The 19,575-nt window shown below is 73.4% G+C and carries 17 protein-coding genes; 7 read left to right on the forward strand and 10 right to left on the reverse strand.

Features of this window, described 5'->3' with window-relative positions:
- Positions 1–1,518 (forward strand): LCP family protein (locus tag ACWEO5_RS06190; RefSeq protein WP_452160615.1); only part of this gene is annotated, 1,518 nt, incomplete at its 5' end.
- 223 nt (positions 1,519–1,741) lie between these two features.
- On the opposite strand, the gene ACWEO5_RS06195 is transcribed toward ACWEO5_RS06190, so the two are convergent.
- Positions 1,742–2,347, reverse strand: coding sequence for an acyltransferase (locus ACWEO5_RS06195; protein ID WP_452160617.1), 606 nt, complete (start codon positions 2,345–2,347; stop codon positions 1,742–1,744).
- Positions 2,348–2,485: 138 nt separating this feature from the next.
- Here ACWEO5_RS06195 and ACWEO5_RS06200 point away from each other — a divergent pair, with 138 nt between their 5' ends.
- Positions 2,486–4,033, forward strand: coding sequence for an LCP family protein (locus ACWEO5_RS06200; RefSeq protein ID WP_452160619.1), 1,548 nt, complete (start codon positions 2,486–2,488; stop codon positions 4,031–4,033).
- 196 nt (positions 4,034–4,229) lie between these two features.
- On the opposite strand, the gene ACWEO5_RS06205 is transcribed toward ACWEO5_RS06200, so the two are convergent.
- The 3 genes from ACWEO5_RS06205 to ssuE form a co-directional block, all read right to left on the reverse strand.
- Complete coding sequence (locus ACWEO5_RS06205) at positions 4,230–6,788, reverse strand: ABC transporter permease (protein ID WP_452160621.1); 2,559 nt, start codon at positions 6,786–6,788, stop codon at positions 4,230–4,232.
- Positions 6,789–6,805: 17 nt separating this feature from the next.
- A complete protein-coding gene (locus ACWEO5_RS06210) occupies positions 6,806–7,591 on the reverse strand; it encodes an ABC transporter ATP-binding protein (RefSeq protein ID WP_452160623.1) in 786 nt (261 codons plus the stop codon).
- A 289-nt stretch (positions 7,592–7,880) separates the two neighbouring features.
- Positions 7,881–8,435 carry an NADPH-dependent FMN reductase gene (ssuE, locus tag ACWEO5_RS06215; RefSeq protein WP_452160625.1) on the reverse strand — a complete coding sequence of 185 codons (555 nt, stop codon included), beginning with the start codon at positions 8,433–8,435 and terminating at the stop codon, positions 7,881–7,883.
- A 343-nt stretch (positions 8,436–8,778) separates the two neighbouring features.
- Between ssuE and ACWEO5_RS06220 the strand changes: the two genes are divergently transcribed.
- Positions 8,779–10,092, forward strand: coding sequence for an LCP family protein (locus ACWEO5_RS06220; protein ID WP_452160627.1), 1,314 nt, complete (start codon positions 8,779–8,781; stop codon positions 10,090–10,092).
- A gap of 109 nt (positions 10,093–10,201) precedes the next feature.
- Positions 10,202–10,672, forward strand: a complete 471-nt coding sequence (locus tag ACWEO5_RS06225) for a serine O-acetyltransferase (RefSeq protein ID WP_344553201.1) — start codon at positions 10,202–10,204, stop codon at positions 10,670–10,672.
- A gap of 21 nt (positions 10,673–10,693) precedes the next feature.
- Here the strand turns inward: ACWEO5_RS06225 and ACWEO5_RS06230 are convergent, their stop codons facing one another.
- Complete coding sequence (locus ACWEO5_RS06230) at positions 10,694–11,860, reverse strand: LCP family protein (RefSeq protein WP_452160629.1); 1,167 nt, start codon at positions 11,858–11,860, stop codon at positions 10,694–10,696.
- 137 nt (positions 11,861–11,997) lie between these two features.
- Here ACWEO5_RS06230 and ACWEO5_RS06235 point away from each other — a divergent pair, with 137 nt between their 5' ends.
- Together ACWEO5_RS06235 and ACWEO5_RS06240 are read left to right on the forward strand one after the other, a co-directional pair.
- Positions 11,998–13,341, forward strand: a complete 1,344-nt coding sequence (locus ACWEO5_RS06235) for a UDP-glucose dehydrogenase family protein (protein WP_452160631.1) — start codon at positions 11,998–12,000, stop codon at positions 13,339–13,341.
- 51 nt (positions 13,342–13,392) lie between these two features.
- Entirely contained in the window at positions 13,393–13,800 is a 408-nt protein-coding gene (locus ACWEO5_RS06240; RefSeq protein ID WP_344553197.1) for a CoA-binding protein, read from the forward strand.
- Positions 13,801–13,807: 7 nt separating this feature from the next.
- Here the strand turns inward: ACWEO5_RS06240 and ACWEO5_RS06245 are convergent, their stop codons facing one another.
- The 4 genes from ACWEO5_RS06245 to ACWEO5_RS06260 are packed head-to-tail and all read right to left on the reverse strand — an operon-like array spanning position 13,808 to position 17,567.
- Entirely contained in the window at positions 13,808–14,686 is an 879-nt protein-coding gene (locus tag ACWEO5_RS06245) for a MerR family transcriptional regulator (RefSeq protein WP_452160634.1), read from the reverse strand.
- Positions 14,683–15,876 (reverse strand): dipeptidase, encoded by a 1,194-nt coding sequence (locus ACWEO5_RS06250; protein WP_452160636.1) that lies wholly within the window; start codon positions 15,874–15,876, stop codon positions 14,683–14,685. Before ACWEO5_RS06250 ends, ACWEO5_RS06245 begins: the two co-directional genes overlap by 4 nt.
- A 12-nt stretch (positions 15,877–15,888) precedes the next feature.
- On the reverse strand, positions 15,889–16,413 hold the full coding sequence (purE, locus tag ACWEO5_RS06255; protein ID WP_344553193.1) for a 5-(carboxyamino)imidazole ribonucleotide mutase: 525 nt from the start codon (positions 16,411–16,413) through the stop codon (positions 15,889–15,891).
- Entirely contained in the window at positions 16,410–17,567 is a 1,158-nt protein-coding gene (locus tag ACWEO5_RS06260) for a 5-(carboxyamino)imidazole ribonucleotide synthase (protein ID WP_452160638.1), read from the reverse strand. The genes purE and ACWEO5_RS06260 overlap by 4 nt, the downstream gene beginning before the upstream one ends.
- 171 nt (positions 17,568–17,738) lie before the next feature.
- Here ACWEO5_RS06260 and ACWEO5_RS06265 point away from each other — a divergent pair, with 171 nt between their 5' ends.
- A complete protein-coding gene (locus tag ACWEO5_RS06265) occupies positions 17,739–18,260 on the forward strand; it encodes a GtrA family protein (protein ID WP_452160640.1) in 522 nt (173 codons plus the stop codon).
- A gap of 28 nt (positions 18,261–18,288) precedes the next feature.
- Here the strand turns inward: ACWEO5_RS06265 and ACWEO5_RS06270 are convergent, their stop codons facing one another.
- Positions 18,289–19,530: an ATP-binding protein gene (locus tag ACWEO5_RS06270; protein ID WP_452160642.1), complete on the reverse strand. Its 1,242-nt coding sequence runs from the start codon at positions 19,528–19,530 to the stop codon at positions 18,289–18,291.
- Positions 19,531–19,575: the final 45 nt, after the last annotated feature.

Raw genomic sequence — 19,575 nt, forward strand, 5'->3', positions numbered from 1 at the left:
GGCCCCCGGGGCTCCCGGGCCGCCGCCCGGAACCCGAAGGGCGCGACCGCGGCGCCGGGCGGCCGGGCCGCCCGCCGCAAGGGCCGTTCCAGCCGCGGCCGGCGGGTGCTGAAGTGGACCGCGGGCACGCTCGGCCTGGTGCTGGTGGCGGGCTGCGGCGGCGCGTACTACGTGTACCAGCACTTCAACAGCAACATCTCCTCGGTGAAGGTCGACGTCGGCGACGACTCCGAGCGCCCGCAGGCGACCGACGCGCTGAACATCCTGGTGATCGGCACCGACAGCCGGGTCGGCCTGGGCCGCGAGTACGGCGACGAGGGCTCGGCCGGGCACGCGGACACCACGCTGCTGTTCCACATCTCCAAGGACCGCTCCAACGCGACGGTGCTGTCCATCCCGCGCGACCTGATGGTGCAGATCCCGGACTGCAAGACCGGCGACAAGACCATCCCCGGCGAGGCCCGGGCGATGTTCAACACCAGCCTGGGGCAGGACGGCCGCGACCCCGGCTGCACCTGGAAGACCGTGGAGAAGCTGACCGGCGTCCGGATCAACCACTTCATGATGGTCAACTTCGAGGCGGTGAAGACGCTGTCGACCGCGGTCGGCGGGGTCGAGGTGTGCGCCGCCACCGACATCGACGACCCGTACTCGCACCTGAAGATGAGCGCGGGCCGGCACGTGGTGCAGGGCGAGGAGGCGCTGGCCTTCGTCCGCACCCGGCACGCGGTGGGCTTCGGCGGCGACCTGACCCGCATCCCGCTGCAGCAGCAGTTCATCTCCTCGATGATCCGCAAGATGAAGAGCAGCGACACCCTGACCAGCCCCACCAAGCTGTGGGACCTGGCGGACGCCGCCACCAAGGCGCTCACCGTCGACGACGGGATCGGCAGCGTCAACAAGCTCAAGGACCTGGCGCTCGACATCTCCCGGGTCGACACCAAGAACATCACCTTCACCACGGTGCCGGTGCTCGACGACCCGACGAACAACAACCACCTGGTGCTCAAGCCGAACGACGCCCAGCAGGTGTTCTCGATGATCGTCGCGGACCGCTCGCTGACCGACGTCCCCTCGCCGAGCCCGACCCCCGAGGCGCCCGCGCCGTCCTCCTCCGCCCCCGCCGCGCCCCAGGTGGACCCGGCCGGGGTGAAGGTCACCGTGCGCAACGGCAGCGGGGTCGGCAAGCAGGCCGCGAAGGTCGCCACCGCGCTCCAGGACAAGGGCTTCGCACTGGCCGTCGCGGGCAACAACGCCGACCCGGCGGCCACCAGCACGGTCTCCTACCCCGCCGGGCACGAGGACGAGGCGCAGGCGGTCGCCGCGGCCCTCGGACTCCCCGGGACGGCGGTGCAGGCCGGCAGCAAGCTCACGGCGAAGGACGGCCTCGTGGTCGTCATCGGCAAGGACTTCACCGACGCGGGCAGCACGCCCTCGGCGGCCCCGTCCGAGGCGCCCAAGGACATCCAGCGGGTACAGGCGGACGACACCAACGTCTGCGCGGCCAAGGGCAAGTAGGCGCGTTCCGGGGCTCGGCGAGGCGCGAAAACAGGGGCCCGGGGAACGGCGGGTCGATGCTGCTGACGGCCGGAGCCCGTCGAAGTGTCCGTGCTGCTACGTGTCTTCAAGCGAACCGGAAGCCGATGCGCGCTCCGGCAGTGAACCGCTCGCAGACCGGGCCTCGCCGTTCCCCGAGCCCCTGAATGCGCGCTCTGCCGAGCCCCTGGATCCGCGGGCGCGGCTAGGCGTCGCGGGTGAGGGTGCCGGAGGCGCTCTCGGTGTAGGTCTCGCCGGTGCGGGGGCAGCGCCAGCGCTGCGGGCCGTCGGGGGTGAGGGGTTCGCCGGCCCGGCCGACCCACTTGATCCGGCGGGCGGGGACACCGGCCACCAGGGCGTGGTCGGGGACGTCGCGGTGGACGACGGCGCCCGCGGCGACCAGGGCCCAGCGGCCGACGGTGACGCCGGCGACCAGGACGGCGCGGCCGCCGATCGAGCAGCCCTCGCGGAGGGTGACGCCGCGGGCGTGCCAGTCGTCGCCGCGCTTGAGCTTGCCGTCGGGGTCGACGGAGCGCGGGTAGAGGTCGTTGGTGAGGACGGCGGCGGGGCCGACGAAGACGCCGTCCTCCAGGACCGCGGGCTCGTACACCAGGGCGTGGTTCTGGAGCTTGACCCGGTCGCCGATCCGGACGCCGGGGCCGACGTACGCGCCGCGGCCGATGATGCACTCGGCGCCGATCCGGGCGTCCTCCCGGACCTGGGCGAGGTGCCAGACGGTGCTGCCGGGGCCGATCTCGGCGCTCGGGTCGACGTCGGCGGTGGCCTCGATCCTGGGGGCGCTGCTCGTCATGGCGCGAGCCTAGTGCGCGGGGGCCGCCCCCGTCCGGCGTTCCGGGGAGCGGCCCCGACGGGCCGTCGGGGCCGGGTCCGCCGTCCGCCCGGCGCGCCGTCCGGACGGGTGGCGACCGGGCCGCCTAGCATGCGGAAGATGTCCCGTCAGCGCCCTCCCGAACGCCAGCCCGCACCCGTTCGGCCGCGGCGGCCGGGCCGCCGCCGCTGGGGCGGCTGGGCGGCGGGCGCCCTCTCCTTCGCGGTGCTGGCCACCTCGTGCGGCGGGTGGGCGGTGCTGAACGGCATCGGCTCCTCGCTCGACCGGGTGGACGCGATCGGCGGCGGGCCGGGCCGCCCGGCCGACGACGGCGCCGAGACCTTCCTCGTGGTGGGCACCGACGAGCGCGCGGGCATCCCGAACTCCACCCTGAAGGACGTGCTGCACGCGGGCGGCGAGTCCTGCCACTGCACCGACACGATGATGGTCGTGCAGTTGTCCGCGAACCGTGGCCGGGCCACCGTGGTGTCCGTCCCGCGCGACTCCTACGTGGACATCCCCGCGCACCGGGACCTCGCCACCGGGGAGCAGGTGGAGGCCGGCAAGGGCAAGATCAACGCGGCGTACGGGATGGGCGGGGCGCCGCTGGCGGTGCGCACCGTCGAGCAGAACACCGGGCTGCGGATCGACCACTACGTCGAGGTGAACTTCCTCGGCTTCGTCTCCACCGTGGACGCCCTGGGCGGCGTCGAGGTGTGCACCGCCAAGCCGCTGCGGGACGACTACTCGGGCCTGGACCTGCCGGCCGGCACCACCAGGCTGGACGGCGCCGGGGCGCTGCGCTACGTCCGGGCCCGGCACGTGGACGGCTCCTCCGACCTCGGGCGGATGCACCGTCAGCAGAAGTTCCTGGCGCAGCTGTTGCACCGGGCGTCCGCCGGGGACACCCTGCTCGACCCGGCGAAGCTGTCCGGGGTGCTGGACACCGTGCTGCGCTCGGTGAAGGTCGACAAGGGGCTGGGCAACGCCGAACTGCTGGAGTTCGCGGGCCGGTTGAAGGACCTGTCGGCGGCGAACGCGGACTTCGTCACGGTGCCGCTGGCCGAGGTGGACCACCAGGTCGCGGGGTGGGGGTCCACCGTGCTGTGGGACGAGAAGGGCGCGGCGGCGCTGTTCGAGGCCCTCCGGGCCGGGCGCCCGCTCACCGGGGCCGGGGCCGGGGCGCCGGTGTCCACCGCAGCGCCGAGCGCCTCGCCCGTTGCCGGAACGGTTCCGCCGGGCGAGGTCCGGGTGCAGGTGCTCAACGGCGCGGGCGTCCAGGGCCTGGGCTTCCGGGTCGACGCGGAACTGCGCAGGGCCGGGTTCGCCACCACCGGCATGCCGTCCAACGCGCCCGGCGGGCAGGCGGCCGCGACCCGGACGGTGATCCGCTACGACCCGCGCTGGGACGAGTCGGTGAAGACCCTGGCGGCGGCCCTGCCCGACGCCGAGCTCGAATCCGTCCCGGGCCTGGGGGCGACCTTCCAGGTGGTCGCGGGCAGCGAGTACCGCGGGCCCTCGGACGGCGGCTCCTCCCCGGCGCCCTCGGCGACGGCGGGGCCTTCGGCGACGGCCGCCGCGACGGCTTCCGCGACGACTTCCGCGACGGCCGGGCCTTCGGCGGTGGCGGGGGCGGAGAGCGGGAGCGAGATCGGCTGTCCGGCCTGAGGAGTGCCGGGTTCGGGGAGAAGCCGGGCTGCTGTCCGTGGAAGGCACGCAGCAGCACAGACCTTCGATGGGCTCCGGCCGTCAGCAGCATCGACCCGCCGTTCCCCGGGCCCCTGATGGTGCAGGCCCGTCTGCCGACAGTTCCCCGAGCCCCTGGCGGGGCGCGGGGAACGGCCGGGCGCGGGGTGACGGTGGGTCAGTCGGAGGCGATGGCGGCCAGCACGTTCATCCGGGCGGCGCGGAAGGCCGGGACGAGGGCGGCGACCAGGCCGATGAGCACGGATCCGGCCAGGACGGTGATCACGGTGCCGGTGGGGACGGTGAGGACGGTCAGGCCGTTGCCGGCCAGGACGGACCGGGCGGTGACGCCCCAGCCGAGGCCGAGCGCGGTGCCGAGGACGGCGCCGAACAGGGCGATGACCACGGATTCGAGCCGGACCACCCGGCGCAGCTGGCGGCGGGAGAGGCCGATGGCGCGCAGCAGGCCGATCTCCCGGGTGCGCTCGATCACCGACAGGGCCAGCGTGTTGACCACGCCGAGGACGGCGACCACGATCGTCAGGCCGAGCAGGCCGTAGACCATGGCGAGCAGCTGGTTGACCTGGTCCTTGATCATCGTCTTGTAGCCGGCCTTGTCCTGGACGGTCAGCTGCGGGTGGTCGGCGAGCGACTTCTGCAGGTCGGCGAGGACGGTGGCCTTGTCGGTGCCGGGCGCGGCGGCGGCGAACAGCGCGGAGTCCTGGACGGCCGCCACGTCGACGGCCTTGCCGACGGTGTCGATCGAGGTGAGGAACTGGCCGTCGAACAGCTGATTGCCGGTCTCGACGACGGCGGCGACCTTCAGGGTCTGGCCGGCGCCGGTCTCGGTGCTGTAGGTGACGGTGATCGGGTCGCCGACCTTGAGGTGGTGCGCGTCGGCGAAGTCCTGGCCGATGGCCAGGCCGTCGCCGGCGAACGCGGCCTCGGCGCTGCCGGAGGCGATCGGGAGCCGGAAGTCCCGCAGGTAGCCGGGCTCGGCGGCGGTGACCCGGTTCAGCACCTGGGTGCCGTCGGGGAGGGTGAAGCGGGCGCCGACGTGCTTCTCCTCGGTGAGGTGGTCCAGGCCCGGGCTCTTCCGGGCGGCGTCGACCGCGGCCTGGCTGACCGTGCCCCGGCCGCCGTCGACCACGTAGTCGGCGCCGACCGAGCCGTCGATCTGCTCGGTCATCGAGGAGACCATCGAGGAGGTGACCACGGAGGCGCCGATCACCACGGCCAGGCCGATCATCAGGGCGGCGGCGGTGGAGCCGGTGCGGCGCGGGTTGCGCATGACGTTGCGCTGGGCGAGCCGGCCGGCCGGGCCGAACAGGGCGGGCAGCGCGCCGCCGAGCAGCCGGAGCAGGCCGGAGACCAGCAGCGGGCCGAGCACCACGGCGCCGACCAGGGTGGCGAGCACGCCGAGCAGGATCAGCATCCCGCCGGCGGCACCGCTGGAGGAGGCGGCCAGCACCAGGGCGGTGGCGCCGATCGCGCCGGCCGCGGTGCCGAGCGCGGCGCGCACCCGGTTGGCGCCCGGCTCGACGGGGGCGGCGTGGTCGAGCAGCGCGGCCATCGGGGTGATCCGGGAGGCGCGGCGAGCCGGGACGAAGGCGGCGAGCAGGGTGACCAGCACGCCGACCGCGTACGACGCGGCGGGCACCGTCCAGGTGATCTCCAGCGAGGTGTCCAGGCCCATTCCGGCGGCCCGCATCAGCTGGATCATGCCGAGCGCGAGGCCGAGGCCGGCCGCGATGCCCAGGGTGGAGCCGAGCACGCCGAGGATCAGGCCCTCGATCAGCACCGAGCGGTTGACCTGGGAGCGGCTGCCGCCGATGGCGCGCAGCAGGCCGATCTCCCGGGTGCGCTGGGTGACCAGCATGGAGAAGGTGTTGACGATCAGGAAGCCGCCGACGCCGGCCGCGAGGACGGCGAAGCCGAGCATCGCGTACTTCATGAAGTCCAGGAAGCCGCCGACGTCGGAGGAGTTCTCCTTCTGCTGCTCGGCGGCGGTCTTGGCCTGGAAGCCGCTGCCGAGGTCGGCCAGGGCGGCGGTCTTCAGCTGCTCGTCGGTGCGGCTGCCGTCGCCGAACAGCTCGACGGAGGTGTACGCCTCGGTGCCGAGCAGGATCCGCTGGGCGGTGGGGGTGTCCAGGAAGGCGAGGGCGGCGCCGGGGTTGGTGGTGCGGAAGGTGGCGATGCCCGCGATGGTGAAGTCGTGGTCGGCGTCGGTGATGATCCGGACCCGGGAGCCGAGGTCGAGGTGGGCCTTCTTCGCGGTGTCGGCGTCCAGCACCAGCTGGTCGGCGCCCTGCGGGCTGTGGCCGGAGGTGATCTCGACGGAGTTGCGCGGGGTGTCGGTCCAGTTGCCGGTGAGGGTGGGGGCGCCGGAGGTCGGGCCGATCACCTTGTTGGTGGCGGGGTCGACCAGCGTCGCGGTGGCGGTCATCACCTGGCCGACCGCGGCCTTGACACCGGGCTCGGCGGCGAGCCGGCGCTGGGTGTCGACCGGGATGCCGGGGACCGGGCCGGGGCCGTTCTCGGTGATCTCGTCCTTGGCCTTGGAGACCGAGAGGTCGGAGGCGGTGGAGGCGAACAGCCGGTCGAAGGTGCTGGTGGCGGTGTTGTAGAAGACCAGGGTGCCGGCCACGAAGGCGACCGAGAGCACCACGGCGAGCAGGGAGAGCAGCAGGCGCCACTTGTGGGCGAAGAAGCTCCGCAGCGAGGTCTTGAGCAGCATGGGGTTCCGGCTCCGTCTCAGCTGGTGCGCTTGCCGTCGAAACGGCGCATGCGGGTCAGGACGGAGTCGGCGGTGGGGTTGTGCATCTCGTCGACGATCGCGCCGTCGGCGAGGAAGAGCACCCGGTCCGCGTGGCCGGCGGCGACCGGGTCGTGCGTCACCATGACGATGGTCTGGCCGAGTTCGTCGACCGAGCGGCGCAGGAAGCCGAGCACCTCGGCGCCGGAGCGGGAGTCGAGGTTGCCGGTGGGCTCGTCGCCGAAGATGATCTCGGGCCGGGCCGCCAGCGCGCGGGCCACCGCGACGCGCTGCTGCTGGCCGCCGGAGAGCTGGCCGGGGCGGTGCTTGAGGCGGCCGGACAGGCCGACGGTGTCGATCACCTGCTGGAGCCAGGCCTGGTCGGGCTTGCGGCCCGCGATGTCCATCGGCAGCGTGATGTTCTCCACCGCGTTCAGGGTGGGGAGCAGGTTGAACGCCTGGAAGATGAAGCCGATCTTGTCCCGGCGCAGCCTGGTGAGCTGCTTGTCCTTCAGGCCGGTGATCTCGGTGTCGCCGATCCAGATCCGCCCCTCGGAGACGGCGTCCAGCCCGGCCAGGCAGTGCATCAGCGTCGACTTGCCGGACCCGGACGGGCCCATGATCGCGGTGAAGCGGCCGCGCTCGATGTCGACGTCGACCGCGTCCAGCGCCGTCACCCGGGTCTCCCCCGCGCCGTACGCCTTGGTGACCTGCCGGGCCCGGGCGGCGCTGGCGTCCCGCTCGGGCAGGGATGAGAGGTGGGCGGCGCTCGCTGCCGTGGTCACTGCGTGCTCCTGTCGTGGGGTGTGCCGTGGTCACCCCAGCCTTCCCGGCGCGCCCCCGGTCGCGGAATCCTGCTGGCTACCGTCTTCGGGGTGAGGCTGGCCCCACCTTCGGAGGTGTGGCTGGGGTGAGGGCTCCACGGTAGGAGCGGGCCCGGCCGGGGGTCGTCCTCCACCGGACTGACCCCCGTCCCGGGAAAGCGTCCGGGGCCCGGGCCCTCTCCCCTAGGGGTTGCCGCGCCGCGGTCTGAGGGTCCCGGGCCCCGGGCGGGGCCGTTTCGCTGACGAACGGTCAGCCGGCCACCGCGAGTCGCACCCTGGGGGCGAGCGCGGCGGAGAACGCGTCCACCACCGGGGTGAGCAGCACCTCGGTCTCGCGCTCCAGTTCGGTGCCGCCGTCCTCGCGCAGGCCGACGTGCCGGTCCAGCACGAACCAGCCCTGGGTGATGTGCCCGGCGCCCATCGAGCTGAGCACCGGCCGCAGCGCGTAGTCCACCGCCAGCACGTGCGCGGTGGAGCCGCCGGTGGCCAGCGGCAGCACCGTCTTGCCGCGCAGCGCGTACTGCGGCAGCAGGTCGAGCAGCGCCTTCAGCAGGCCCGAGTAGGCGGCCTTGTAGACCGGGGTGCCGATCACCACGCCGTCGGCCTGCTCGAACAGCTCGACGGCCCTGGCTATCGCCGGGTCCGAGGTGTCCGCGGCGAGCAGCGCGGCGGCGGGCAGCGAGCGGGCGTCCAGCGTGCGGACCTGGTGCCCGTGCGAGACGAGCCGGCGGTCGACGTGGCGCAGCAGCCGGGTGGTGCGGGAGGTCGCGGACGGGGAACCGGAGACGGACAGGATCACGGCCATGGAGTCACCTCGGGGCGTACGGCCGCGGGCATGGCGCGGCCGGGAAGCGAAAAGGGAGATCGGCGAGGGCGCGGGTCGCCTGGGGTGAGTGCGCGCGGCGGTGGGCGTCAGCCGCGACACAGCGAGCAGGACACCCGACCGTGGTCGACGTGCCGCCGACGGGTGAGGACCTGACGCTGCTCCATGCGTTCATGCAAACACGGCCGGTTTCGGCGGGTCAAGGCCGTGCCCACCTGGTGAACAGTGCCCCGAACCGTCCGCGCCCTGCATCAAAACGGCCACAACGGGGCTCCGGGCGCCCCCGCGATCACTGCGCGGGCCCCGGTTCGGGCATCCTTCCCCCATGAACACGTGGCAGGAGCGCCCGGGGGGCGGCGCATACGGGCAGGGCGACGCGGCGCGGGGCCAGGGCGGAGCAGCGGCCGAGCCGCCGCTGCCGCCGGAGCTGAACCCGCGCGGCACGGGCGTCCCGCTCTCCCGTCCCGCCCGGCAGGACAGCGAACGGCCGCCGTACGGCGGCGGGCAGCCCCCGTACGGCAACGGCAACGGCGGCAGCGGCGGCGGGCAGCCCCCGTACCGCGGCGGGCAGCCGTACGGGCAGCAGCCGCCCGAGCGGGGCCCGGCCGGGCCGGGGGCGGGGGCCGGGGAGGCCGCGCCGCGGCCGCGCCGTTCGCGCAAGAAGATCGTCGGCTACTCGGTGCTCGGCCTGGTGCTGGCGCTGCTGGTGACCATGACCGGCACCTACTTCTGGGCCGACGGCAAGCTGCACCACGAGAACGTGCTGGCCGACTACCCGGGCCGCCCGGCCGCGGGCAAGGGCACCAACTGGCTGATCGTCGGCTCGGACAGCCGGGCCGGCCTCACCGACGCGGACGAGCAGAGCCTGCACACCGGCTCCGCCGAGGGCAAGCGCAGCGACTCGATGATGATCCTGCACATCGGCGACAACGGGAACACCCTGATGTCGATCCCGCGCGACTCCTGGGTGCAGATCCCGGCCCACCTGGACACCTCCGGCAGCGGCAAGACCGTCCCGGCCGCCACCCGCAAGATCAACGCGGCGTTCGCGGCCGGCGGCGGCCGCCTGCTGGTGCAGACCGTCGAGACCAGCATGAACCTGCGGATCGACCACTACGCGGAGATCGGCTTCGCCGGTTTCGTCGGCCTGGTGGACGCGGTCGGCGGCGTCGAGATGAACATCGAGCAGCCGGTCAAGGACAAGGACTCCGGCCTCGACCTGCAGGCCGGCACCCAGACCCTGAACGGCAAGCAGGCGCTCGCCTTCGTCCGGCAGCGGCACCAGATGGCCGACCAGGACCTGGGCCGGATGCGCAACCAGCAGAAGTTCCTCGGCGCGCTGGCCAAGCAGGCCGCCTCCCCGACGACGCTGCTCAACCCGTTCACCTTCTACCCGCTGGTCTCGGCCGGGCTGGACACCGTGATCGTCGACGACGACGCCGGGCTGACCGACCTGGGCTCGATGTTCCTGGCCATGAAGGGCGTCACCGGCGGCGACGGCCAGACCATCACCGTGCCGATCGGCAACCCGGACTACCGCACCTCCACCGGCGAGTCCGCCGTCAAGTGGGACGACGCCAAGTCCAAGGCGGTCTTCGAGGCGATGCGCAACGACACCGCCGTCCCGGCCGCCAAGTGACCCCCGCCGTCCCGCGGCGGCGTCCGGAATTCGCACGGCGAATCCGAACTGCCGCCGCGGGGCGCGTCGTCGGCGGTGCGCCGGCCCGGTCGGCGGGACAATGTCGGTCATGTCGCTGGTGACCTCCCTCATCTACCGCCGCCGCAGCCGGCTGTTCGGCCGCCTGGTCCAGGAGGCCCTGGCCCTGTACGGGATGGAGGTCCCGGCCGCCGCCGAGATCGGGCCCGGGCTGGTGGTCTTCCACCGCGGCTTCGGCACCGTGCTGCACCCGTACACCACGCTGGGCGCGAACGTCACCCTCTACAACGGCGTCACCATCGGCCGGGCCGACCCGTGGGTCCCGCAGGAGTCCTCGGCGATGCGGCGGGTGGTGCTGGAGGACGGCGTGACGGTCTGCGCCGGGGCGAAGATCGTCTGCAAGAGCGGGGTCCTCACCGTCGGTGCCGACACCGTCGTCGGCGCCAACGCCGTGCTGACCCGTTCGACCGGACCCGGCGAGATCTGGGCCGGCGTCCCGGCCCGGAAGGTCGGCGAGCGGAACCGGGTGCACGAGCAGGGGCGGGCCGCGGCCGTCAACTGACGCCGGTCCGGCCGGCGCCGGTCAGTCCACGTCCGTCCCGAGGGTGTCGGTGCTGGTGCGGTGCTCGGCCAGGTAGGCGTCCATCCGGTCGGTGCGCACGGCGTTCCAGAGCACGCCCGCGGCGCCGTCGTCCAGCAGGACCACGTCCTGGCCGTCGACGGTGTCGAAGCCGCCGAAGGGGGCGTTCATGAAGTGGACGCCGTCCGGGCGGACGTCGCGCAGGCTCCAGGCGAGGTCGTAGAGGTCGCCGTTGCTGAGCCGGTCGTCGACGCTGGCCACGTCGCCGATGGTGCCGAGCAGGCCGGTGAGTTTGGACGGGCTGGAGAGGGTGCCCGAGCTCATGGTCTTGATCATCAGGGAGCGCAGGAAGTTCTGCTGCCGCTTGGTGCGGTCGAGGTCGCCGTTGGGCAGCCCGTGCCGCTCGCGGACGTAGAGCAGCGCCTCCGCGCCGTCCATGTGGTGGGTGCCGGCCAGCCACTCCCGGGCGTCGCCCTTGGCCTCGATGGTGCGCGGGATGGTGATGTCCACGCCGCCGACGGCGTCGGTGAGCGCGCGGAAGCCGTTCCAGTCGATCACCGCGACGTGGTCGATCTTGATCTTGGTGAGGTCCTGGACGGTCTGGATCATCAGCGCCGGGCCGCCCCAGGAGTAGGCCGCGTTGATCTTCGCCTTGCCGTGGCCGGGGACCGGCACCCAGGTGTCGCGCGGGAGGGACACCAGCGAGACCGACTTCCGGTCCGCCGAGATGTGCATCAGCATCATGGTGTCGCTGCGCTGCGCCCCGGCCCGCCAGGCGGGCGCCCCGGCGTCCTTGCCGGTGGTCGGTTCGTCGGAGCGGGCGTCCAGGCCGACCAGCAGGAAGGTCTGCCCGCTGTGCGGCACCGCCGACGGCTGCTCGGAGGCGGGCAGCGTCGGGAAGGCGTCCGGGATCCGCCGCACCGAGGACGCGTAGTGGTCGGCCGCCCACAGCACCGCGCCGAACGCGCCGCCGAACAGCACCAGCAGCACCGCCAGCGTCCAGGCCAGCAGCCGCCGCAGCCGCCGCCGGCGCCGCGGGGCCTCCCCGGCCCCGGGCGCCGCCTCCTCCGCCGGGCCGTCCCCGTCCTCGTCCCCGCCCCCGTCGCGGTCGAAGATGCTCAGCGGCCCGGTGTCCTCCTCCGGCTCGTCGCCCCGCCCCTTGGAAGTCATGGCGGCATTGTGAACCTTCCGCACAGACCTTCGAGCCGGAATCGGGAAATCTGCGCATCCGCGGCCCCCGGCGGGGCGGATACCATCGGTGGCTGCGGCCGTCGCACCTGGTACGGCCCGGACCGAAGGGAACGCGTGTGGCTCCCCGCATCACGGTGATCGGCACCGGCTACCTGGGCGCGACGCATGCCGCCTGCATGGCGGAGCTCGGGTTCGAGGTCCTGGGTCTCGACGTCGACCGGGACAAGCTGGCGGCACTGGCCGCCGGGCGGGTGCCGATGTACGAACCGGGGCTGTCCGAACTGCTGCTCAAGCACGTCGCGGGCCACGAGGGCTCGACCGGGCGGCTGCGCTTCACCGACTCCTGGGAGGAGGTCGCGGCCTTCGGCGACGTGCACTTCGTCTGCGTGAACACCCCGCAGCGCAAGGGCGAGTTCGCCGCCGACATGAGCTACGTCGACTCCGCGATCGACTCGCTGGCCCCGCTGCTGGAACGGCCGGTGCTGGTGGTCGGCAAGTCGACCGTGCCGGTGGGCTCGGCGAACCGGCTGGCCGAGCGGCTGGCCGCGCTGGCCCCGGTCGGCGAGCGGGCCGAACTCGCCTGGAACCCGGAGTTCCTGCGCGAGGGCTTCGCGGTCGGCGACACCCTGCACCCGGACCGGCTGGTGGTCGGCGTGCGCAGCGAGAACGCCGAGCGGCTGCTGCGCGAGGTGTACGCGGGCCCGATCGCGGACGGCGTGCCGTTCGTGGTGACCGACTTCCCGACCGCCGAGCTGGTGAAGGCCGCCGCGAACTCCTTCCTGGCCACCAAGATCTCCTTCATCAACGCGATGGCCGAGGTCTGCGAGAGCGCCGGCGCCGACGTGGTGCAGCTGTCCAAGGCGCTCTCCTACGACGAGCGGATCGGCCGCAAGTTCCTGAACGCCGGCCTCGGCTTCGGCGGCGGCTGCCTGCCCAAGGACATCCGGGCGTTCATGGCCCGGGCCGGGGAGCTGGGCGCGGACCAGGCGCTGACCTTCCTGCGCGAGGTCGACTCGATCAACATGCGGCGCCGCTCCCGGATGGTGGAGCTGGCCCGCGAGCAGTGCGGCGGCGGCTTCCTGGGCCGCCGGGTCGCGGTGCTCGGCGCCGCGTTCAAGCCGAACTCGGACGACATCCGGGACTCCCCCGCGCTCAACGTGGCCGGGCAGGTCCAGCTGCAGGGCGCCCAGGTCACGGTGTACGACCCGAAGGCGATGGACAACGCCCGCAAGATGTTCCCCAGCCTCTCCTACGCCGCCACCCCGCTGGAGGCCGTCGAGGGCGCGCACGTGGTGCTGCACCTCACCGAGTGGCAGGAGTTCCGCGAGCTGGACCCGGCCGAGGTCGGCGCGCTGGTCGCCGAACGCCGCCTGGTCGACGGCCGCAACGTGCTGGACGGCGAGGCCTGGCGGGCCGCGGGCTGGACCTACCGGGCGATGGGGCGGCCCTACGCGGAGTGAGCCGCGCGGGCGGCCCGGAATGAGCGGCGCGGTGGCGCCGTTGCCCCTGGCATGAGCTACGGAGACGACGCCACCGTCCGGAAGGTCCTCACCGACTCCGGCGACACCTGGGCCGTGGTCGGCCTGTCCAACAACACCGCGCGCGCCGCGTACGGCGTGGCCCGGGTGCTGCAGCGGGCCGGGAAGCGGATCGTGCCGGTGCACCCGAAGGCCGAGACGGTGCTCGGCGAGCCGGGCTACGCCTCGCTCGCCGAGATCCCCTTCCCGGTCGACGTGGTGGACGTGTTCGTCAACTCCGAGCTGGCCGGCCCGGTCGCCGACCAGGCGGTGGCGAAGGGCGCCAAGGCCGTCTGGTTCCAGCTCGGGGTGGTCGACGAGGACGCCTTCGCCCGCACCCGGGCGGCCGGGCTCGACATGGTGATGGACCGCTGCCCGGCGATCGAGCTGCCGAAGCTCTGACGCCCGCTCAGCCGCCGATCGGGAAGGCCACGTCGCAGACCCGGTCGGCCGGCCCGGCGGCGGCCCAGTCGGCGAAGTACACCTCGCGGCTCGCCCCGGCCCGCGGGGTGCCGTTGCGCTCCGTCCAGGCGCAGACCGCGTCGTAGGCACTGAGGATCTGCGGGTACTCCACCTGCGCCTTGGTGAGCGTGGTGTACGCCTCCCGGTGCGCGGGCTCGACGCGGTGCGCGGCGGTCAGGCCCGCGGCGCGGGCCGGGTCGATCGGGACGCAGACCTCCACCGGGCCGTCGGCGTCCTCGTTGACCTCCCCGTGGTAGACCACGAACGGGGCGGCCGCCACCCCGCCGTGGGCCGCCGCGACGGCCTCCAGCCGGGCGGTGGCCTCCGGGATGAAGCGGTCCAGCTCCTCCGGCCTGGCGCGGCGCCGCTCGGTGAGCACCAGCTGCTCGGGCACCTCGCGCTGTTCGATCCGGTACATCTCGTCGATCCCTTCGAGTCCGCTGAGTTGGACGCGGAGGTGCTCGGCCAGCGTCCGCTGCGAGGCGGTCCGCCGTTCGACGGCGGCCCAGTACGCGGCGATCCGCTCCGCCGCCGCGGGGCCCGGCAGGGCGAGCACCTCGGCGACGGTGGCCAGCGGCATGTCCAGGCCGCGCAGCCGGACGATCAGCCGCGCGGTGGCCAGGCGCTGCGGCCGGTAGTACCGGTAGCCGCTGTCCGGGTCGATCCGGTCCGGCGGCAGCAGGCCCTGCCGGTCGTACAGCCGCAGCGCCTTCGGTGACAGCAGGCCGCGGCGGGCGAACTCACCGGTGGTGAGCAGCCGTTCCTCCTCCGCACCGGCAACGCTGCCCCCTGCCCCAGGGGCGGGGTCAAGACCTCCGTGGTTCACGCGCCGTCCAGCTGCTCGCGGGTGGCGTTCGAGGGGCGGCGCTCGGCCCGCAGCCGGCGCGCGACGGTCTCGGCGCCGCGCAGCGCCCGGAGCGCGTTGTGCCAGGTCAGCTTGGCGAGGTCGGCCTCGGACCAGCCGCGGCGCAGCAGTTCGGCGACCAGCGCCGGGTAGCCGGAGACGTCCTCCAGGCCGGACGGGGTGAAGGCGGTGCCGTCGTAGTCGCCGCCGATGCCGACGTGGTCGACGCCGGCGACCTCCCGCAGGTGGTCGAGGTGGTCGGCGACGGTCTCGGCGGTGGCGACCGGGCGGGGGTGGGCGGCCTCGTAGGCGCGCTGCACGGCCATCGCCTCGGGGGTGGTCTCCAGCGGGTGCAGGCCGTTGGCGCGCATGTTCTCGTCGGCGGCGAGCGTCCACTCGATGGCGGCGGGCAGCACGAACTTGGGCACGAAGGTGACCATCGCGACGCCGCCGTTGGCGGGCAGCTGGGCCAGCACGTCGTCGGGGACGTTGCGCGGGTGGTCGCAGACGGCCCGGGCGGAGGAGTGCGAGAAGAGCACCGGCGCCTCGGAGACCCGCAGCGCGTCGCGCATGGTGCCGGCGGAGACGTGCGAGAGGTCGACCAGCATGCCGAGCCGGTTCATCTCCCGGACCACCTCCTCGCCGAAGGCGCTCAGCCCGCCGTGCACGGGCTCGTCGGTGGCGGAGTCGGCCCACGGCACGTTGGAGTTGTGGGTGAGCGTCAGGTAGCGCACGCCCAGCTCGTACAGCGCCCGCAGGGTGGCCAGCGAGGAGTTGATGCTGTGCCCGCCCTCGGCGCCCATCAGCGAGGCGATCCGGCCCTCGGCGCGGGCGGCCTCCACCTCGTCGGCGGTCAGCGCGAGCCGCAGGTGCTCGGGGTGACGGGCGGTCATCTGCTTGACGAAGTCGACCTGTTCGAGCGTCGCGCTGACCGCGCCGTCCCCCGACAGCTCGGCCGGCACGTACACCGACCAGAACTGCGCACCGACCCCGCCGGCCCGCAGGCGGCCGAGGTCGGTGTGCAGCCGGTGGCTCTGGTCGGCCGTCAGGTCGACGGCGTCGAGGTCGTACCCGGCCTGGGCGCGCATCGCCCAGGGCAGGTCGTTGTGGCCGTCCACCACCGGCGTGGTGCGCAGGACGGCCCGGGCGCGGTCGAGCAGTTCGGGGGTCATCCCCCCGTTCTACTACTTGCCGAAGCCGAAGGAGTCGTTCCCCGCGACCTTGGCGCGCAGCTTGCGGCCCTTCTCGGTGGCCTGGTTGTTCAGCTCGGCCTGGAACTCGACCATCTTCTCGGCGAGTTCGGCGTCGAACGCGGCCAGCATTCGGACCGCGAGCAGCCCGGCGTTGCGCGCGCCCGCCACCGAGACCGTCGCCACCGGCACCCCGGCGGGCATCTGGACGATCGACAGCAGGCTGTCCATCCCGTCCAGGTAGCGCAGCGGCACCGGCACCCCGATCACCGGCAGCGGCGTCACCGACGCCAGCATCCCGGGCAGGTGCGCGGCCCCGCCGGCCCCGGCGATGATCGCCTTCAGCCCGCGCCCGTGCGCCTGCTCGCCGTAGGCGACCATCTCGCGCGGCATCCGGTGCGCGGAGACCACGTCGACCTCGTACGGGATCTCGAACTCGTCGAGCGCCTGCGCGGCGGCCTCCATCACGGGCCAGTCGGAGTCGGAGCCCATCACGATGCCGACAAGGGGAGAGGTCATTCGGTGATCGTTCCTCGCAGGTAGGCGGCCGCGTGGCGGGCGCGCTCGCGGACGTCTTCGAGGTCGTCCCCGAAGACGTTGACGTGGCCGACCTTGCGGCCGGGCTTCACGTCCTTTCCGTACATGTGGATCTTGAGGCCGGGGTCGCGGGCCATGCAGTGCAGGAAGGCGCGGTACATGTCGGGGTAGTCGCCGCCGAGGACGTTGACCATGACGGTCCACTTGGCGCGCGGGCGGGGGTCGCCGAGCGGGAGGTCGAGGACGGCGCGCAGGTGGTTCTCGAACTGGGAGGTGACGGCGCCGTCCTGGGTCCAGTGGCCGGAGTTGTGCGGGCGCATGGCGAGCTCGTTGACCAGGATCCGGCCGTCGCGGGTCTGGAAGAGCTCGACGGCGAGGTGGCCGGTGATGTCGAGCTCGCCGGCGATCCGCAGGGCGAGCTGCTGGGCCTCGTCGGAGAGGGCGGGGTCGAGGTCGGGCGCCGGGGCGGTGACCTCGGCGCAGATGCCGTTCTCCTGGACGGACTCCACCACCGGGTAGGCGACGGCCTGGCCGCTGGGCGAGCGGACCACGTTGGCGGCGAGCTCGCGCAGGAAGTCGACCTTCTCCTCGGCCAGCACCGGGACGCCGGCCAGGAAGGGGGCGGCGGCCGCGGTCTCGTCCTCGACGACCCAGACGCCCTTGCCGTCGTAGCCGCCGCGGACGGTCTTCAGGACGACGGGGTAGCCCTCGCCCTCGTTCGCGAAGGCGGTGACGTCGGCCGGGTCGGCGACCAGCCGGTGCCGGGGGCAGGGGACGCCGATGGAGTCGAGCTTCGCCCGCATGACGCCCTTGTCCTGGGCGTTGACCAGCGCGTGCGGCCCGGGGCGGACGGCGACGCCCTCGGCCTGCAGGGTGCGCAGGTGCTCGGTGGGCACGTGCTCGTGGTCGAAGGTGATCACGTCGCAGTCGGCGGCGAAGGCCCGCAGCGTGTCGAGGTCTCGGTAGTCGCCGAGCACGGTGGTGCCGACCACCTGCGCGGCCGACTCCTGGGGGGTGTCGGCGAGGAGTTTGAAGCGGATGCCCAGCGGGATGCCCGCCTGGTGCATCATGCGGGCGAGCTGCCCGCCGCCGATGACTCCGACCACTGGAAAGTTCGCATTGCCCGCTACAGTCACGCGCTCCAGGATATCCGGGCCGGTGGGGGCCCTCGTACCGGCGTGCGCGGGGGTCGCGCGCGCCCGGAGCGGGACGGGAGCACCCACGGAGTGCGGGTAGCCTGGTGGGCCGGATCGCACGACACCTACTTATCCGATCATGTGAAGTAGACGTAGACGGAGACAGCCCGGATGACGAGCACCATCGAGACGCGCCCCTCCCTGGCCCAGCGGCTGCGCGGGCTGTCCGCGGAGGCCGTGGGGTTCGCCCTGATCGGCGCCTCCGGCGTCGTGGTCAACTTCGGGCTGTTCTGGATCCTCAACAACGCCGTCGGCCTGGCCTCGCTGCGCTCCAACATCGCGGCCACCGTGGTGGCGATCGCCACCAACTACCTCGGCTACCGCTACTGGCTCTACCGGGACCGCGACGCCGCCTCGCGCAAGCGGGAGATCACGCTGTTCCTGCTGTTCAGCGGCATCGGCATGCTGATCGAGACCGGCACCCTGGGCTTCACCCAGTACGTGCTCGGGCTGGACACCTCCTTCGAGCGGCTGGGCGGCAAGTTCCTCGGCCTGGCGATCGCCACCGTCTTCCGCTTCGTCTCCTACCGCACCTGGGTGTTCAAGGCGATGCCGGAGCTGGAGGACCCCGCGGTGGTGCAGGAGGCGGAGTTGCTGCTGGCCGCCGAGGAGCGCCCCGCGCTGGCGAACTGACGACCGCGGGGGCGTTCAGCGGGGGCGTTCAGTCGCCCCCGTGGGCGAGGAAGAGCGCGAACACCGGCGGCCGCAGCGACAGCAGTTCGAGGCGGCCGCCGTCGGCTTCGGCGATGTCCCGGGCGACGGCCAGCCCGATGCCGGTGGAGTTGCGGCCGCTGACCGCCCGTTCGAAGACCCGGTTGCCGAGCTCCCGGGGGACGCCGGGCCCCTCGTCCTGGACCTCGGCGACCACCGAGCTGCCGGAGCGGCGCACCCTCAGCGTGATGGTGCCGGCGCCGTGCATCAGCGAGTTCTCGATCAGGGTGGCGAGCACCTGGGAGACGGTGCCGGGGGTGCCGATCACCCGGGCGTCGCGCAGTCCCTCGATGACCAGGCGGCGCCCGCTGTCGCGCAGGGTCGGGCCCCACTCCTCGACCTGCTGCTTGACCACCTCGTCGAGCCCGAAGGTCACCGCGGTGGGGCTGTTGGGGTCGCGCTGGTTGGTGAGCAGCCGCTGGACCACGTCGGTGAGCCGCTCGACCTGCTGGAGGCCGATCGCGGCCTCCTCCCGGACGGTGCCGGGGTCCTCGGCGAGCGCGGTGATCTCCTCCAGCCGCATGGAGAGCGCGGTGAGGGGGGTGCGCAGCTGGTGCGAGGCGTCGGCGGCGAGCCGGCGTTCGGCGGTGAGCATCCGGGCGATCCGTTCGGCGCTGGTGTCCAGCACCTCGGCGATCCGGTCGAGCTCGGGGACGCCGTAGCGGCGGCCCTGGGGCCGGGGGTCGCCGGAGCCGAGGCGTTCGGCGGTCTCGGCGAGGTCGGTGAGCGGCCGGGCGAGGCGCTTGGCCTGCCAGACGGCGAGCGCCACGGCGGCCTGGACGGCGAGCAGCGCGACCACGCCGAGCAGCAGCAGCATGTTGCCGATCTCGTGGTCCAGCGCGGTGCGGGACTGCTCGGCGGTGACGGTCTCCCCGCTGGCGCCGGTCTCGGTGGCGCTCAGCGCCTCGCCGTGGACGGGATGGCCGAGGGCGATCTGCGACTGCCCGGGGATGTCCACGGTGACGTAGTAGTCGTCACCGGCGACCACGGCGGCGAACTTCTCGCCGCTGACCGGTTCGCCCGCGGCGAGCCGGCTCTCGACCAGGCCGAGCACCCGGAGCGCCACCGCGTCCACCCGGTCGTTGGCGGCGTTGACGATCGTCTGCTTCTCGATCAGGGCCAGCGGCACGCAGAACACCGCGACCACCACCAGGACGACGCCCAGCAGCGAGTTGATCATCCTGCGCTTCACGCCGGGCGGTCCTTCGGTTCGCGGTTGTGCCGGTCAGTCCTTCTC

Source organism: Kitasatospora sp. NPDC004272 (assembly GCF_053603035.1).